11 protein-coding genes are annotated in these 15,511 nt (G+C 70.2%); 5 read left to right on the forward strand and 6 right to left on the reverse strand.

Annotation, left to right across the window (positions count from 1 at the left end; all coding sequences use genetic code 11):
• The first annotated feature begins 46 nt into the window (after positions 1-46).
• Together A4X16_RS03845 and A4X16_RS03850 are read left to right on the forward strand one after the other, a co-directional pair.
• Positions 47-1,000 (forward strand): ABC transporter ATP-binding protein, encoded by a 954-nt coding sequence (locus A4X16_RS03845; RefSeq protein ID WP_157559940.1) that lies wholly within the window; start codon positions 47-49, stop codon positions 998-1,000.
• A complete protein-coding gene (locus tag A4X16_RS03850) occupies positions 997-1,746 on the forward strand; it encodes an ABC transporter ATP-binding protein (RefSeq protein WP_067116632.1) in 750 nt (249 codons plus the stop codon). Before A4X16_RS03845 ends, A4X16_RS03850 begins: the two co-directional genes overlap by 4 nt.
• A gap of 137 nt (positions 1,747-1,883) precedes the next feature.
• Here the strand turns inward: A4X16_RS03850 and A4X16_RS03855 are convergent, their stop codons facing one another.
• Both A4X16_RS03855 and rarD read right to left on the reverse strand, forming a co-directional pair.
• Positions 1,884-3,158 carry an ABC transporter substrate-binding protein gene (locus A4X16_RS03855; RefSeq protein ID WP_067116634.1) on the reverse strand — a complete coding sequence of 425 codons (1,275 nt, stop codon included), beginning with the start codon at positions 3,156-3,158 and terminating at the stop codon, positions 1,884-1,886.
• Positions 3,159-3,302: 144 nt separating this feature from the next.
• Positions 3,303-4,241 (reverse strand): EamA family transporter RarD, encoded by a 939-nt coding sequence (gene rarD, locus A4X16_RS03860; RefSeq protein ID WP_067116637.1) that lies wholly within the window; start codon positions 4,239-4,241, stop codon positions 3,303-3,305.
• 184 nt (positions 4,242-4,425) lie between these two features.
• Between rarD and A4X16_RS18395 the strand changes: the two genes are divergently transcribed.
• The 3 genes from A4X16_RS18395 (at position 4,426) to A4X16_RS03875 (ending at position 9,765) form a co-directional block, all read left to right on the forward strand.
• Positions 4,426-6,288: an Hsp70 family protein gene (locus tag A4X16_RS18395; protein WP_067116641.1), complete on the forward strand. Its 1,863-nt coding sequence runs from the start codon at positions 4,426-4,428 to the stop codon at positions 6,286-6,288.
• A 10-nt stretch (positions 6,289-6,298) separates the two neighbouring features.
• Complete coding sequence (locus A4X16_RS03870) at positions 6,299-8,908, forward strand: LuxR C-terminal-related transcriptional regulator (RefSeq protein WP_067116644.1); 2,610 nt, start codon at positions 6,299-6,301, stop codon at positions 8,906-8,908.
• Between the two features lie 128 nt (positions 8,909-9,036).
• Positions 9,037-9,765, forward strand: a complete 729-nt coding sequence (locus tag A4X16_RS03875; RefSeq protein ID WP_067116647.1) for an IniB N-terminal domain-containing protein — start codon at positions 9,037-9,039, stop codon at positions 9,763-9,765.
• A gap of 421 nt (positions 9,766-10,186) precedes the next feature.
• Here A4X16_RS03875 and A4X16_RS03880 read toward each other — a convergent pair whose 3' ends face one another.
• The 4 genes from A4X16_RS03880 to A4X16_RS18015 all read right to left on the reverse strand — a co-directional run bounded on the left by A4X16_RS03880 (position 10,187) and on the right by A4X16_RS18015 (position 15,403).
• Positions 10,187-11,821: a dynamin family protein gene (locus A4X16_RS03880; RefSeq protein WP_067116650.1), complete on the reverse strand. Its 1,635-nt coding sequence runs from the start codon at positions 11,819-11,821 to the stop codon at positions 10,187-10,189.
• A complete protein-coding gene (locus A4X16_RS03885; RefSeq protein WP_082914255.1) occupies positions 11,818-13,719 on the reverse strand; it encodes a dynamin family protein in 1,902 nt (633 codons plus the stop codon). Before A4X16_RS03885 ends, A4X16_RS03880 begins: the two co-directional genes overlap by 4 nt.
• Positions 13,720-13,791: 72 nt before the next feature.
• A complete protein-coding gene (locus tag A4X16_RS03890; RefSeq protein ID WP_067116653.1) occupies positions 13,792-14,034 on the reverse strand; it encodes a hypothetical protein in 243 nt (80 codons plus the stop codon).
• Between the two features lie 82 nt (positions 14,035-14,116).
• A complete protein-coding gene (locus tag A4X16_RS18015) occupies positions 14,117-15,403 on the reverse strand; it encodes a hypothetical protein (protein WP_067116657.1) in 1,287 nt (428 codons plus the stop codon).
• Positions 15,404-15,511: the final 108 nt, after the last annotated feature.

A 15,511-nucleotide genomic window follows, 5' to 3' on the forward strand; every position in this document is an offset into this window, starting at 1 on the left:
ACTGACCCCCGATGAGGGCGCCCAGCCGGCGCCCTCCACCGGCAGCATCCGCCGCCCGAAGACGACGGGGCTCACCAAGGGCCCCGCGGCGCCGGGTGTGGCGAAGGTCGACCCGATCCTCGTCGTGGATGCCGTGCAGCGCCGCTTCGGCGGCCTCACCGCCGTCGACGTCGATCATGTCGAGATCCCCCGCGGTGCGATCACGGCGCTCATCGGCCCGAACGGCGCCGGCAAGACGACGCTGTTCAATCTGCTCTGCGGGTTCGACAAGCCCAACAGCGGCTCGTGGTCGTTCGACGGCACCAACCTGTCGGGAGTGCCGTCCTTCAAGGTCGCGAGGATGGGCCAGGTGCGCACCTTCCAGCTCACGAAGTCTCTCTCGCTCCTCACGGTGCTCGAGAACATGAAGCTCGGCGCGCCGGGCCAGCGCGGCGAGGGCTTCTGGTCGAGCCTGTTCCCCTTCCTCTGGCGGAAGCAGGATCAGGAGATCGAGACCAAGGCCCGTGAGCTCCTCACCCGGTTCAAGCTCGATGCCAAGGAGAAGGACTTCGCAGCCGCGCTCTCGGGCGGCCAGCGCAAGCTCCTCGAGATGGCGCGGGCGCTCATGAGCGATCCCACCCTGGTGATGCTCGACGAGCCGATGGCCGGCGTCAACCCGGCGCTCACGCAGTCCCTGCTCGACCACATCCTCGATCTGAAGGACCAGGGCATGACGGTCCTCTTCGTCGAGCACGACATGCACATGGTCCGCCACATCGCGGACTGGGTGGTCGTCATGGCCGAGGGACGCGTCGTCGCCGAGGGTCCGCCGGACGAGGTGATGGAGGATCCGGCCGTGGTCGACGCCTATCTCGGCGCGCACCAGGACGTGGACCTCGGGGCCGTCACCGGGCGCATCCCCGTGCTCGCCGACACCGCGGCCGTCAAGCTGCGCGAGCAGATCGAGGCCGAGGCAGACGCCGAGCTGGCCGCCGAGAGCACCGAGGAGGGCAAGGCATGACCGACGCATCCGTGGACGACCGCATCGTCGTCGAGATGAAGGACGTGCACGCCGGCTACCTGCCGGGCGTCAACATCCTCAACGGGGCGAATCTCATCGCGAGGCAGGGCGAGCTCATCGGCATCATCGGCCCCAACGGCGCCGGGAAGTCGACGCTCCTGAAGTCGATCTTCGGACTCCTGAACGTCCGCAGCGGCGAGATCACGCTGAACGGCGAGAGCATCGTGGGACTGAAGGCCGACAAGCTCGTGAAGCGCGGCGTGGCCTTCGTGCCGCAGACGAACAACGTCTTCCCCTCGCTCTCGATCGAGGAGAACCTGCAGATGGGGCTGTATCAGAACCCGAAGGCGTACGCCGAGCGGCTCGAGTTCGTGACCGGCATCTTCGCCGAGCTGGGCAAGCGGCTCAAGCAGCGCGCGGGATCGCTCTCCGGCGGCGAGCGGCAGATGGTCGCGATGTCGCGCGCGCTCATGATGGATCCCTCGGTGCTGCTGCTCGACGAGCCGTCGGCCGGCCTCTCCCCCGTCCGACAGGACGACGCGTTCATCCGCGTCTCCGACATCAACAAGGCCGGGGTGACGACCATCATGGTCGAGCAGAACGCCCGTCGCTGCCTGCAGATCTGCGACCGCGGCTACGTCCTCGATCAGGGCAGGGATGCGTACGAGGGCACGGGACGCGATCTGCTGAACGACCCGAAGGTCATCGGCCTCTACCTGGGCACGCTGGGCACCGACGCGGCCTGAGCGCGACGACGAGAGGGGCGGATGCCGCGGGGCATCCGCCCCTCTCGCCGTCTGCGCACCCGCGGGCACCGGCTCACTCCGCGGGCGGCATGACGAAGGCCCCGGATGCCGAGCATCCGGGGCCTTCGCGGTGATGATCAGTTCGTGCGGGTGATGAGGTTGTCAGCGCCGTACACGTAGGTGCCGATCGAGGCGCCCGTCGGGTCGCCGTTCTCGTCGAACGTCACCTCGCCGGAGTAGCCGTCGTAGTCGGCGGTGCCTCCGTCGTTGATGATCTTGGCGCAGTCGGCGAAGCTCGTGCACTTCTCGCCGTCGCCGCTGCCGCCGGAGACCTCCTGCATCTTGGCCGCGATGTCCGCGCCCTCCGTGGAGCCGGCCGCGAGCGACGCGAGAGCCACGAGGACCACGGCGTCGTACGCCTCGGCCGCGTAGGTGAAGTCGTTGACCTCGGGGTTGCCCTCACCGGTCCAGAACGTCTGCAGGCGGTCGGTGAAGTCGTCCTCGAGGGCCGGACCCGGCTTGGTGCCCTGCGCACCCTCGAGCGAGAACGGGAAGTTCGTGTCGGGCGACGAACCGTAGTCCGACAGGTTGCCGTCGACGAGGTACCACTTCTCGGGCGAGACGCCCGCGTTCGAGAGCAGCGGTGCGATGGTCTTGAACTGGTCGAACGAGACGATCGCGACGGCGTCGGGGTTCTCGGCCTGGATCGTCGCGACCTGCGCGTCGAACTGACCGTCGCCGACGTTGTACGACGCGCTCGCGACGACCTCGCCACCGGCGTTCTCGAACGTCGACTGGATGTTCTCGAACAGACCCGTGCCGTAGGCGTCGTTCTGGTAGATGACGCCGAGCGTCTTCGCGCCGTCCTCGGCGATCAGGTTGCCGAGCACCTCGCCCTGCAGCAGGTCGCTGGGAGCGGTGCGGAAGTACAGGCCGTTGTCGTCCCAGTCCGTGAAGTCGGGGCCGGTGTTCGACGCCGAGATCTGGAGGATGCCGGCGCTGACGTTGCCGTCGAGGATCAGGCGCGAGACGCCCGATGCGGCGGCGCCGACGATCGCCGACACGCCTGCACCCTGCAGCTTCGTGATCGACGTCTCGTACGCCTTGGTGTCGGTGTCGCCCTCGTCCTCGGCGGTGAGGTCGATGGTGATGCCTGCGGCTGCGTCGTTGACCTCCTGGACCGCAAGTCCGACGCCGGACTCCATGGGCGGTCCGAGGAAGGACAGCGAGCCCGTCTGCGGCAGCAGCGAGCCGAGCTTCAGAGTGAGGTCGGCCGACGACTCGCCGCCGCCGCCCTCCGAGGGCTCCTCCGAGGGCGTGCCGCTGCAGCCAGCGATGACCAGCGCGGAGGCGCTGAGAAGCGCGACTCCTGCGAAGATCTTGGCGCTGCGCGAGCGCGTGAATGCGATCATGATGCTCCCTTGCGTGACTGGCCGTGGATTGTGACCACGGTCGGGTGCTCTAACACTAGGACCAGATCGTCTCGCGCAGGGGTCGGGAGTATTTCGGTGCGTTAACGATCCGGACACCCGGTCCGACGGGTCCCGCGCGCCGTGTCAGAGCGCTCCGACAGCGCCCGCTCTCCGCCCCCGGGCGGCCGTCATCAGCAGGTCGACGACGAACACCGCGATCGCGATCCACACGATGATGAAGCCGATCCAGCGTTCGACGGGCATGGGCTCGCCGAGCACGGCGGCGCCGATGACGAACTGCATGATCGGGGTGATGAACTGGATCATCCCGATGACCGTGAGGTCGATGCGCCGGGTGCCGGCGGCGAACAGCAGCAGCGGCACCGCCGTGGCCACGCCCGCGAACGCGAGCAGCACGCCGTGCCCGATGCCGTTCTGCCCCATCGTGATGCCCTCGGGCGTCGAGGCGACGATGACGAGCTGCACGACCGCGATCGGGATCAGCCAGAACGATTCGAGCGTCAGGCCGCTGACCGCGTCGACGGCGGCGCCGATGCGCTTCTTGATGAGGCCGTAGATGCCGAACGACGCGGTGAGCGACAGCGCGATCCACGGGAAGTCGCCGTAGGCGACGACGATGACGACCACGGCGACCGCCGCGATGCCGATCGCCGCCCACTGGAGGCGCCGGATGCGCTCGCGGAGCACGAACACGCCCAGCAGCACGGTGGTGATCGGGTTGATGAAGTAGCCGAGACTCGTCTCGATCACGTTGCCCGTGAGCGTGCCGATGAGGAAGACCTGCCAGTTGACGTAGATGAGCGCGCCGGCGAGGGCCGTCCAGCCGAGCAGGCGTGGTCGTCGCACGATCGCGATGAGCGCGTGCCACCCGCGCGTGACGCTGAGCAGCAGGACGCAGAAGACGAAGGACAGCAGCACGCGCCAGGCGACGACCTCCCACGGCCCCGTCGGGGCGAGCAGGAGGAAGTAGAGCGGGAGGAATCCCCAGAGCAGATACGCCGCCCCGGCGTACGCGACGCCGGCGGTCTGACCGCTGAGCGCGGCGGATCTCGGCGTGGTCACCGACTCACCCTATGCCCGCGGCGGGACGACCGGGAGGCCTCGCCGCGGGGGCCGGCGGATCGGCAGGAATCACGCGCAGAATGTCGGAATGCTGCACTTCGCCAGACCCCTACCGCTGGCCCGATCGAAGACCTATAGTGAGCGTGTCCGACACTACTTCTGGGGATGGTAGACGGAATACCAAATGAGCGAGTCCGAGTTCGTGCTCGCGCTGGATATGGGGATGAGCCGCGTGGGTGCGGCGACGGCCCGTCTCGCGCCGAGCGAAGAGATCGAAGCCGACTCCCACGTGCTGGGGCACGGGGACGGCACCATCGCCGCGGCCTGCTACGTCACCGACGAGGGCGACCTGCTGTTCGGCCGCGCCGCCGAGGACGCGGGCGCCGCGAGACCGGAGCGGCTGATCCGCGGATTCGTCCGCGACGTGGGAGACGAGGTCCCGCTGCTGGCGGGAGACCGATCCGTCTCCGCCGAGGAGCTGTGCGCGCGCCTCGTGCTCTGGGCGCGGGACGAGGTCGCGCGCGGCGGTCCGCCGCCCACCGCGATCGCGCTCACCCATCCGTCGTCGTGGACCGCGCATCGCGCCGCGGCGGTGCGCACCGCGCTGTCGGCGGTCGGCGTCGACGACGTCGAGCTGCTCAGCTCCGCCGAGGCGGTGACGCGTCTGCATGACGGAGAGCACCGGATCGAGGCGGGCGAGACCATCGCCGTCTACGACCTGGGCGGCAGCACGTTCGAGGCGACGGTGCTGCAGAAGAGAGCCGACGGCACCTTCGTGGTCCGCGGGACCCCCGTGGTGCTCGCCGATCACGGCGGGATGCTGTTCGACGACGCGGTACTCGCGCACGCGCTCTCGGCGTCCGGCGCGGACGCGGCGGCCGCCGCTGCCGACCCGGCGGAGAGCTCGTCGCCGGCGGCACTCCGCCGGGCGGCCGAGGCCGCGAAGCAGGCGCTGTCCTTCGACGGCGAGGCGACCATGTCGGTCGACCTCCCGGGCGGCGACACCACCGTGCGCATCACCCGCTCCGAGTTCGAAGCCGCGATCGAGCCGGCGCTCGACCGCACACTCGACGCGCTCGAGCGCGCGATCGACGGTGCGGGCCGGTCGATCGGCCGGATCGACCTGATCCTCCTCGCCGGGGGATCGACCCGCATCCCGCTCGTGGCGCAGCGCCTGTCGGACCGCTTCGACCGCCCGCTGGCGGCGGCGCCCGACATGGCGGCCGCGATCGGCGCCGCACGGACGGCCGCTGCCAGGGTCCGCGAGTCGATCGCGGCCGCGGTGCCCTCGACGGCGCCCGCAGCTCCGTCGGCCGCTGCTCGTCCGGGCGGAGGACGCCTCCTCGCCGCACTGCGTCCGATGATCGCGGGCTCCTCCGCGCGCACGACCGCCGCGGTGACGATCGCGGCGGCGACAGTGGTGGTCGCGGCGGGATTCGCCGCCACGGCGTTCGGCGCCGGAATCGGCGAGACGCCGACGGCGGAGTCGGCCGGCGGAGCGGGCGGCAGTGTCTCGTCCGTCGGCGTCGCCTCGGCCGCGGTGGGCGCCCTGCTCGACCGCCCGATCCGCACGACCGAACAGGTGGTCGAGGGCCCGACGCCGGACGACGGCACCGAGCCGCCCGGCACGGACCCGGGACAGCACAGCGACGGTGCTGAGCCTCCCGCACGCCGCACGGTCCGGGAACCGCTGGGCGACGCCGCGGAGAGCTCGCCGACGACGCGATCGTCGGCACCCTCCCCCCTCGTCCCGGCGCCGTCAACGGGGACGGCGCCGGGCACGGCCTCCCCCGGCTCGACAGGCCAGACGCCGTCCGACACCCCCGCCGACGAGACACCGCCCGACGATCCGCCTCCGGCGGAGGAGCCGCCGGTCGAGCAGTCGCCCGCGGAGCAGCCGCCCGCCGAGCAGCCCCCCGCGGACCCGCCGGTGGAGGATCCGCCTCCTGCCGAGCAGCCTGTCGAGCAGATCCCGACCGAGACCGACCCGGGAGCCGTGATCCCGGCCGGCGCACGGCTCGCCGAGACTCCGACCTCCGACCTCTGACGCCGCGACCATGACCCGCCTCCCGATCAGCGCCGACGACGCCCGCCGACCGAATCCGCCCCTGCTGGGGGAACGCCGGGCCCGCGCCCTGTGGGACGCCGTGGGCGAGCCGCCTCTCCGACCGCCGCGCGCGGTCATCTCCGGCACCGCCGGATCCGGCAAGACCCTGGCTCTCCGACGCCTCCGCGATCGGCTGTCGATGCTCGGACTCGCCCCCGTCGATCTCGACGTCGATCGCGCGGCCCTCGACGAGCTGCCGCCCGACGCCGTCCTCCTCGTCGACGACCTCCACCTCCGTGGCGCCGCCGACGTCGCAGCGGTCCTGCGCCGAGCGGCGGATCCGGGAGCGGGAGTGGTCGTCGCCGTGCGCCCGTGGCCCTCGACGCCTGAGATCAGGCGCATCGCACGGATGCTGAAGGGACCGGCGATCGTGCTCGGCGAGGTCGGCCGCTCCGACGTCGCACGCTACCTCGAGGAGGTCGGGCGGACGATCCCCGAGCGCTGCCGCACCCACATCCTCGAGATCACCGGCGGGATCCCCTGGCTCGTCTCGGACGCGCTGGCCTCGCATGACGAGCAGGGGTGCGACGACGACGACCGCCACAGCGATCTGCACCGCGCCCTGGAGGGGCGGACGCACTACCGACTCGACGATGTGCCGCCGGAGCTCCGGAGCGCGATCGAGGAGCTGTGCGTCGTCTGGCCGGACCGGACGGTGTCCGACGGCATCGACGACGAAACGGTACGCGACCCCGACGACCTCGTGCGCCACGGGCATGCGGAGGGACTGCTCCTGCGCGACGGCACGCCGGTGCCCATCGTGCGCTCCGCCGTGCGCGCCTCGATGTCGCCGCGACGGCTCATCGACCTCGGTCCGGCCATCGTCGCCGGGCTGATCCGCGACCCGATGGCCGTCGCGGATGCCGGCGACTGGCTCGCCGCGGTCCGTGACGCGTCGGTCGGCGACGCGCTCGTCCGGCAGGGCGATCGGATGCAGGACACGCACCCCGGTCGCTCGCTCGAGCTGTACCGCCGCGCCGAGGAGTGCGGGGTGTCGCCGGATCGACTGGCGCGGCGCCGTGCCGAGGCGCACTGGGCGACGGGAGATCTGGATGCCGTGATGGTGATCGTCGACGACGCGCCGTCGGCGGACGAGTCCGGCCTGACGGACGTCGCCGCCGCCGTGTGGGCGGCGCGGGGCATGATGGCTCACGCCGATGCGACCTATCGCGCCGCACCCCCGCACGACAGGGCTTCTGGGCTCGGCGCGACCATGGCCGCCACCGCGGTCGGCTCGCCGCGCCCGGCATCCGCCGATGCGGAGCGGGACGCGACGGCATCGCGACCGACCACCCTCAGTGCAGCGCGCGACCTGCTGCAGAGCGGCCTGTCGGCCACGCTCCATTCGGCGTCCGGATCGTCGCTCGCGGATCTCGTGCGCGCGTCCGAGCTGTACACGAGCTCCGGATCGCGCTCGCCGCTCCCCGAGCTGCCGGCGGTGATCGCGGCGGTCGTCGCTCTCGACCTCGGCGCGCTGCGGACGGCCCAGAGCGTCATCGACGAGGCCGTCCGCGGTCGGCACGGCGGTATCTGGGCTCGCCCTCGCCTGTTGCTGTGGCGCGCGTGGGTGGCCGTGCAACGCGCGAGGCCGACAGCCGCGCGGGAGGCCCTCGAGCAGGCCCGCGCGCTCGCCCCGCGGATGTCCGCGCGCGACGCGCTGCTCGACGGCGCGGTCGCCGTCGCCATCGCGCGTCGATACGAGGACGCCGCCGGTCTGGAATCGGCCTGGCGCCACGCTCGCGTCACTCTGCTGCGTGCCGACATCGACCTGTACCTGCTGCATCCGCTCGGCGAACTGCTCAGCGCGGCAGCCCGCGTCGGCGCCGCGGGCGAGGTCGCACGTCACTTCGCCCATGCTCTGGAGATCACCGCCGCGCTCGGCGACCCGCCGCTGTGGATCACCCATCTGCGCTGGGCGGGCATCCAGCAGGGCATCCTGCTCGGCGATCCGACGGTGGTCGCGCCCCACGCGAAGGCCCTCGTGGCCGCCTCCGCGCACGACCATGTCGCGGCGGTGATGGCGAGCGCCGGCCGGGTGTGGACGTCCGTCCTCGCCGGCAACGTCGACGCGGCGGCGGTCGAGGCGGCGGCCGCCGGACTCGCCTCGGTGGGATTGAAATGGGACGGCGCGCGGCTCGCCGGGCACGGGGCCGGACGCACGGACGACCGGAAGACCGCTGCGCGCCTGCTCGCCTGTGCGCGCGAGCTGCATCCGACCGATCAGCAGCGGCGTGCGACGGCAACGGCGACGGAGGAGGCCTCGAACGCCGACAGCACGCGACCGGCGCCCGAGGAGGTGCTGAGCGAGAGGGAGATCGAGGTCGCCCGCCTGGTGCTGCAGGGCAAGACGTATGCGGAGATCGGCGAGGCCATCTTCATCTCGCCGCGCACCGCCGAGCACCACATCGCGCATATCCGCCACCGACTCGGCGCGACCTCGCGCTCCGATGTGATCGCCAAGCTGCGCCAGCTGATCCTCGAGGATCGACCGGCCCAGGGCCGCGGCGTCACGAGCGATCACGCGGGACCCCCCTCGGTCCCCCTCCGGGCATCGGGGTGATCCCCGATGCCCGACGAGCGCGATGCGCCTACGCTCCGAAGCAGGATCTGGGGACGCCGAGGGGAAGAACGACGGCAAGGTCCGCACTGGGATGAACTCGAAGTGACGTCTGCAAGGGGGAACTGTCCATGACTACACCGGTCGAGACGATAGCCGATGCGCTGCTCGCCTTCATCCTCAGTCTTCTGCGAGACCCGGAGGCCGCCGCGGAGTTCGCCGCGAATCCCTCCGGAGGACTCGCCGACCACAATCTCGAGACGGCGTGCATGAAGGATCTCGCCGCCGTCCGTCCGGTGATCGTCGATCGACCGGACGTCGTGATGCGCACCCAGACCGAGGCCCCGGTCGTGCGGACCACGGGAGACACCGAGGTCACGAACCAGATCCTCCGCATGGTGCAGCAGTTCAGCACGACGACGGTCGACGCGCGCTCCACCATCGTCGACAACTCGGTCAACCAGAACATCTGGACCGAGGGCGGCGACGTCACCCAGATCTTCGACCAGGAGGCGATCATCGCCTCGGGAGACGGCTCGGTCGCCGCCGGTCACGACGGCACGATCGACGACAGCGACGTCGATGTGACCATCGGCGACGTGGCGATCGGCAACGAGACGAACGACGGCAGCTTCAACGGCGGCGCGGCGACCCCCGCGCCGACGCCCGCACCGGCGCCCGCGCCCGCCCCCGCCGCTCCGGTCGAGCAGACGCCGCCGGTCGCTCCCGCGGACGTCCCCGAGCCGGCGGACGTGCTGGAGGCGGACATGACCGCGACGGACGACTCGTACGACGCGGATGCGGCGAGCGCGGCTGCCGCCGAGCAGCCCGTCGTCGAAGAGCCGGTCGAGGAGGACTGACATCACTGCCGTGACCGATCGCGACCCCGACAACGCTCGAGGCGCCCCGGAGAGACCGTCGACGACGAGCAGCAACGGGGCGCCGGTGCTGGTCAAGCTCACCCCGCCGTTCGAGGTGCGGCTCGCACAGTTCTTCTGGATCCTCAGCTTCGCGGCGGGTGCCTTCGCGGCGGTCTACCTGTTCGTCCTCCGGCAGGAGCTGCTGCCGCTCATCGAGGAGGTCGCCCGGTCCGTGACGGCGGATCGCAGCGACGAGACCTACGAGACGGCCGCCGACATCATCTTCTGGATCGTCTTCGGCACGCTCGTCGCGATCGTGCTCACCCAGATCACTCTTCTCGTGTCCTTCAGCGCGCGGCGACCCCAGGTGCGCTGGTGGCAGCTGGCGACATTAGGGGTTCTCCTGATCCTCGTCGCCCTCTCACCCGAATGGGTGGCGCTCGGGGCGCGCGGAGAGCAGTTTCAGACGGTGATCACGGCGCAGGCGGGGCTCGTGGTCCTCGCGCTGCTGTGCAGCATCCTCCCCCGCGCCATGTCCTGGTCCGCCCGGCGCGTCGACGTCCGTCGGGCCGGGCCGAAGGGGACGGCCGGCCCCGAGCTCTGACGCGATCGCCTCCAGGCTGCGGATCACCACCCGGCACACGGCCCTCGTCTCGGTGCTCGCGGCCGGCGATTCGACCCGCGTCCGCCAGTGGGCGAGCTTCTCCCGCACGGCGTCCCGGAGCGTGTCGAGGTCCGCGGTCGACGCGGCGCCGAGCCGCAGGTGCGCCGCGGTCCCCTCTGCGCCGACGATCCGCTCGGCCTCCGCGGCGTCGTCCTCACCCAGCGGCAGCCGACGGGCCCGGGCCTCGGAGAGCACCGACAGCTCGCGAAGCGTGTGTGCGGCGAGGGTGAAACGCTCGATCCCGGCCCGCAGCGGTGACGGGTCGTGCGGCGGATGCTCCTGCAGCAGCCGCTCGAGCTGCAGCACGATGCCGCGAGCCTTCAGCGTCGCCTCTCGCGACAGCAGCTGCTCGGACACGAAGGCCTGGATCTCGAGCAGGCCGCTCTGCTGGATGAGCTCCGCCGCCAGCTCGGTCGAGTTCCGCGCCCCGCCCCGGATGACGGTGACGGCCATCCGCACGCCGAAGATGCCGAACCGCGCCAGCAGATCGCGGCGGACGGTGACGCTCAGCCCTGTGATCGACGATTCCCGGACGAAGCGATCGGCGGAGACGAGCAGGCGCTCGCGATCCGCCCGGTCGAGCCCGGCCAGCTCCCGGAAGGCGATGTACTCGCTCTCGCGCAGTGTGCGCGCTCCCTCGGCGAGCAGACCGGCGACGGGGATCACGCCCAGGGTGAGCGACGCGAGCTCCTGGTCGAACTGATAGCGCTGCGCGACCTTGCGCGCCGACAGCAGCGAGTCGATGCGCCCGGAGCCGACCTCGTCGGAGCGCGACAGGACGCCGACGGCGCACACGGTCTGCGCGGCGCCCGCCGCCGTGTCCTGGAAGGCCCGCAGGAACTTGATGTCGGAGCCGTGCAGGTGCCGCAGCAGATAGACGACCGCGTCCGCCGCCGGCGGCGCGTCGTCGGGAGTGAGGAACCGTGCCGCGCGCGCCGACGTGTCCTCCGACAGCGACGCGATCCCCGGGGTGTCGATGAGGATGACCGACTTCAGCGACTGCAGCGGCCAGCCGACGTCGATCCACTCCACCTGCTCGGCGACCAGACCGTTGAGGTCGAGGACGAGCCGGCCGCGATCCCTGCGGATCGGCATCCGCCGGGGCGCGCCGACGCGCGGATGCATCGTGATGGTGGGCGTGGGCGAGTACCGGTACCACGTCACGACTCGCGTGCACTCCCCGGTGTCGGTCGGTGCGATCTGCTCGCCGAGCATGGCGTTCAGGAGCGTCGACTTGCCCGCCTTGACCATGCCCGCGACAGCGAGCCGGAGCGGCTTCTCCAGCCGGGCATCCAGCTCGTCGATGGTCTTCAGGGCACGCGGGTCCTCTCCATAAGCGGCTCTCGAGGCGGCGAGGAGGTCGCGCACGATCTCGGTGATCGGGGTCGTCATCGCGCGGCCCCACGTGCCGGCGCCTCGAGCTCGGCCGCACCCCGAGGACGCTGCTCGAGGGAGGGCGGTGCGACCATGCCCTCGATGGCGGGCACCCGACGGCGCATCGCCTCGAGCTGATCCATCCGCTTCTGCAGCGCGACGACGCGCGCGTCTCGGGTGGAGGTGAACGCCGTGGCCGCCTGCTTCGCCGCGGTGAGCGCCTCCGACAGCGAACGGTGCAGCTCCTCGGCGATGGCGCCGAAGTGGTCGCGCGCTGTGCGCTGCACGAGCCGCAGCCGATCCTTGAGCTGCTTGCCGACCTGGAAGATGACCTCGTCGATGTGGCGGCGCACGAGAGCCTTGGCCTCCTGCTGGCGCCGTCCGAGCCGCGCGCTCATGTCCTCGCGATACGCCCGTCTTCCGACCAGGACGCCGGCGAGCAGTGACAGCGGGTTGATCAGCGACATGCCGATGAGACCCGTGACCAGTCCCACCATGAGAACGCCGCCGTACGATCCGCGCACGCCGATGAAGATCTTCTCTCCGGCGCTGAGCTGCCCCGAGTCGATGCCGGAGATCCCTTCGACGACGTCGAGCACGCCTCGGGTGTCGCCCACGTCGATGGAGGGGAGCTCGGCCTCCTCCTGGCTGAAGAGCTCCGCGACCTCCTCGGAGAGCCATCGCGAGCGCTCGTCCGTCCAGACGAAGGTCTCGGCGACGGCCGCTGCGACGCGCTGATCGAGCCACTCGGTGATCTGGTCCCAGATCGGCCCCGGGTCGCCCTCCTCGATCGACTGCTCGGCTTCGCGCATGACGCGACGGAGCCGATCGCGGAGGTCGTGCTCCATGTCGGCGACGAGGTCGGCGATGCCGTCGGTGAGCGTGACCTGCCAGCGCGCGGAGCGTCCGCGGAACTCGTCGGCCTTCGCCTTCGCCTCTTCGAGCTCGGCGATCATGCGAGGGGTGTCCTCGGGGTTCAGCAGCGCGTTCAGCTCGGTGCGCATCGACACCGCGAGCTGATCGACCACCGACAGCAGGTCATGCACGGCGGCGCGCTCATGGATGACCTCGGCGCGGCCGAGCACCTCCCGGCGCAGGTGCGCGACCAGCCCGGGGAAGCCGGACTCGTCATTGAGACTGCGGTCCTGCGTCTCCGCGGCGAGGAGGCGCAGGTCGCTCGACACCGAGAAGACGGGCACGTCGCCCACCTCGCGGAGGTGCCGCCGATCGATCTCCTCGACCTCGCGCCAGTCGGGGTACAGATCGGTCTTGGCGAGGACCGCGGCGACGTTCGGCGAGACCCGCATGGCGTGCTTGAGGAACTGCACCTCGGGCTCGGTGTACTCCTGCGACGCATCCGACACCATGAGCACCGCGTGCGCCGAGGAGATCGCGGCCAGCGTGGTCAGCGCGTTCGTCGACTCGAAGCCTCCGACACCGGGCGAGTCGACCAGCTGCAGGCCCCCGCGCAGGATCTCCCTCGGCAGCAGCACCTCGGCGGCGAGGATGCCCCGCTCGTTGTCGGGGTTGCCCTGCGCGGAGATGTAGTCGGCGAGGGCGTCGATCGGGATCTCGCGACGCATGACAGGCGGTTCGCCGCGCGTCGGCGGCGCATCCGCCGACCGCTCCAGGATCCACGCCGAGGGCTGAGGGGCGTAGCCGACCACCGTCGGCACCGTCGTCGCGACGTCGTCGTCGACCGTGCAGACCGGAGCGTTCACGAGAGCGTTGATCAGCTTGCTCTTGCCCTGCTTGAACTCGCCGACCACGACGACCCGGATCCCCGGGTCGAGCAACCGTCGATGCGTCTGCTCGAGACGGGACGCCAGATCCGCGCGCCCTGCGGAGGCCGCGAGTCTCCCCACCTCGCGCACCGTGCTGAGGACCGAGTCCTCCGTGCTGGCTGCCTCCGACACCCGACCCCCTCGTGCCCCTCGTCTTTGAGCGGAGGGGTGGTGCACCACCCCTCGCTCCCCCAGTGCTCGGGTTCAGACCGCGAAGTCCGCCCCCAGTGATCCTCCGTCGACGTCGTGCGTCAGGACCGTCTCATCTCCCCAGATGATGTCGGGGTCCATCTCCCAGTCGGAGGAGTTCACGTTCTCGATCTCCGCCGTGAAGATGTTCGACCCTGCGGGGTCGGCCTCCACGGCGGCTTCCGTCCAGAAACCCGCGTCGAAGCCGTCGAGGTCGGTCGGCGTCTGCGCCGGATCCGTCGGTTCCTCGTGGGACATGTCGTCACGACCTTCGTGTCGGGTGATTCGAAGTGTAGTGGTGTGCCCGGCTGCCTTCCAGAGGCAGCCGGGCAGGTCGGGGTCAGAACGCGATGTCGTTCATGTCGCCCGACGGACTGTTGACGTTCACGTCCGAGACGTCGACGTCCAGCGAGCCGTCGGTCATCGAGTTGTCCTGGAACGAGTCCGTCGCCGTCCAGGTCTCCGAGTCGTCCAGCATCGAGTTGTCCTGGAACGAGTCGTTGACCGACCAGGAGTTGTCCGTCATCGAGTTGTCCGAGTTGTCCGAGTTGTCCGAGTTGTCGGTCATCGAGTTGTCGGAGTTGTCGGTGGTGGAGTTGTCGGAGTTGTCCGTCATGGAGTTGTCCTGGAACGAGTCGTTGATCGACCAGTTCTCGGAGAAGTCCTCGTTGAAGGAGTCGGTGTAGCTCTCGTTGCCGATCGACACGTCGCCCGTGGTGATGCTGGTGTCGATGTCGGTGAGCGTGCCGTCGTTGCCCGCGGCCACCGAACCGTCTCCCGAGACGATGACGCTGCTGTTGCCGAACGTCTGCGTCACGTCGCCGCCGGTCGCGGGAGCACCGCCGCCGTAGCCGAGTCCGGCCAGACCGGTCGCGCCCGCGGATGCGGCTGCGCCGCCGGCCGAGGTCGTGATGTTCTGGTTGACCGACTGATCGCTCACCGTCGAGCGCGCGTCGATCGTGAAGCTGCCGCCGCCCGTTCCGCCGAGTCCCGATCCCCCGAACGACACGTCGTTGAGACCCGAGTTGAACTGGCGGGTGCCGATGCTGATCGAGTGGTCGTTCAGCGTCGTGTTGCCGGAGTCGTTGACCGAGTTGTCCTGGAACGAGTCGTTGATCGAGTTGTCGGAGTTGTCCGAGTTGTCGCTGTTGTCGGAGTTGTCCGAGTTGTCGGAGTTGTCCGTCCACGAGTTGTCGGAGTTGTCGCTGTTGTCCGAGTTGTCGGAGTTGTCGCTGTTGTCGGAGTTGTCCGAGTTGTCGCTGTTGTCGGAGTTGTCCGAGTTGTCCGTCCACGAGTTGTCGGAGTTGTCCGAGTTGTCGGAGTTGTCGCTGTTGTCGGAGTTGTCCGTCCACGAGTTGTCGGAGTTGTCCGAGTTGTCGCTGTTGTCCGAGTTGTCGCTGTTGTCCGAGTTGTCGCTGTTGTCGCTGTTGTCCGTCGTCGAGTTGTCGGAGTTGTCCGAGTTGTCGGTCGTGGAGTTGTCGCTGTTGTCCGAGTTGTCCGAGTTGTCGCTGTTGTCCGTCGTCGAGTTGTCGGAGTTGTCCGTGTTGTCGGTGTTCCCGTTCGCGACGTTGTCGAGGCCCAGATTCCACTGAGCACCGAGCGTGTTGTCGTTGTCCTGCACAGCCATGATGTTCCCCTGTTCGTGAGTGCCGAGTGGCGCGTACTGAGAGTCTGCGCTCGGCGGTCCGGAGGGACATCGGGGGGTGCCCCTGCGCTTCGCGGGGGACATCGGGGG

Source organism: Microbacterium sp. H83, assembly GCF_001650405.1.
Classification (GTDB): domain Bacteria; phylum Actinomycetota; class Actinomycetes; order Actinomycetales; family Microbacteriaceae; genus Microbacterium.

Coding starts and splice junctions, on each gene's coding strand:
- A4X16_RS03875 (WP_067116647.1), top strand. CDS start 9,037: ATGACTACACCGGTCGAGACGATAGCCGATGCGCTGCTCGCCTTCATC.
- A4X16_RS18395 (WP_067116641.1), top strand. CDS start 4,426: ATGAGCGAGTCCGAGTTCGTGCTCGCGCTGGATATGGGGATGAGCCGC.
- A4X16_RS03870 (WP_067116644.1), top strand. CDS start 6,299: ATGACCCGCCTCCCGATCAGCGCCGACGACGCCCGCCGACCGAATCCG.
- A4X16_RS03850 (WP_067116632.1), top strand. CDS start 997: ATGACCGACGCATCCGTGGACGACCGCATCGTCGTCGAGATGAAGGAC.
- A4X16_RS03855 (WP_067116634.1), bottom strand. CDS start 3,158: ATGATCGCATTCACGCGCTCGCGCAGCGCCAAGATCTTCGCAGGAGTC.
- A4X16_RS03890 (WP_067116653.1), bottom strand. CDS start 14,034: ATGTCCCACGAGGAACCGACGGATCCGGCGCAGACGCCGACCGACCTC.
- A4X16_RS18015 (WP_067116657.1), bottom strand. CDS start 15,403: ATGGCTGTGCAGGACAACGACAACACGCTCGGTGCTCAGTGGAATCTG.
- A4X16_RS03880 (WP_067116650.1), bottom strand. CDS start 11,821: ATGACGACCCCGATCACCGAGATCGTGCGCGACCTCCTCGCCGCCTCG.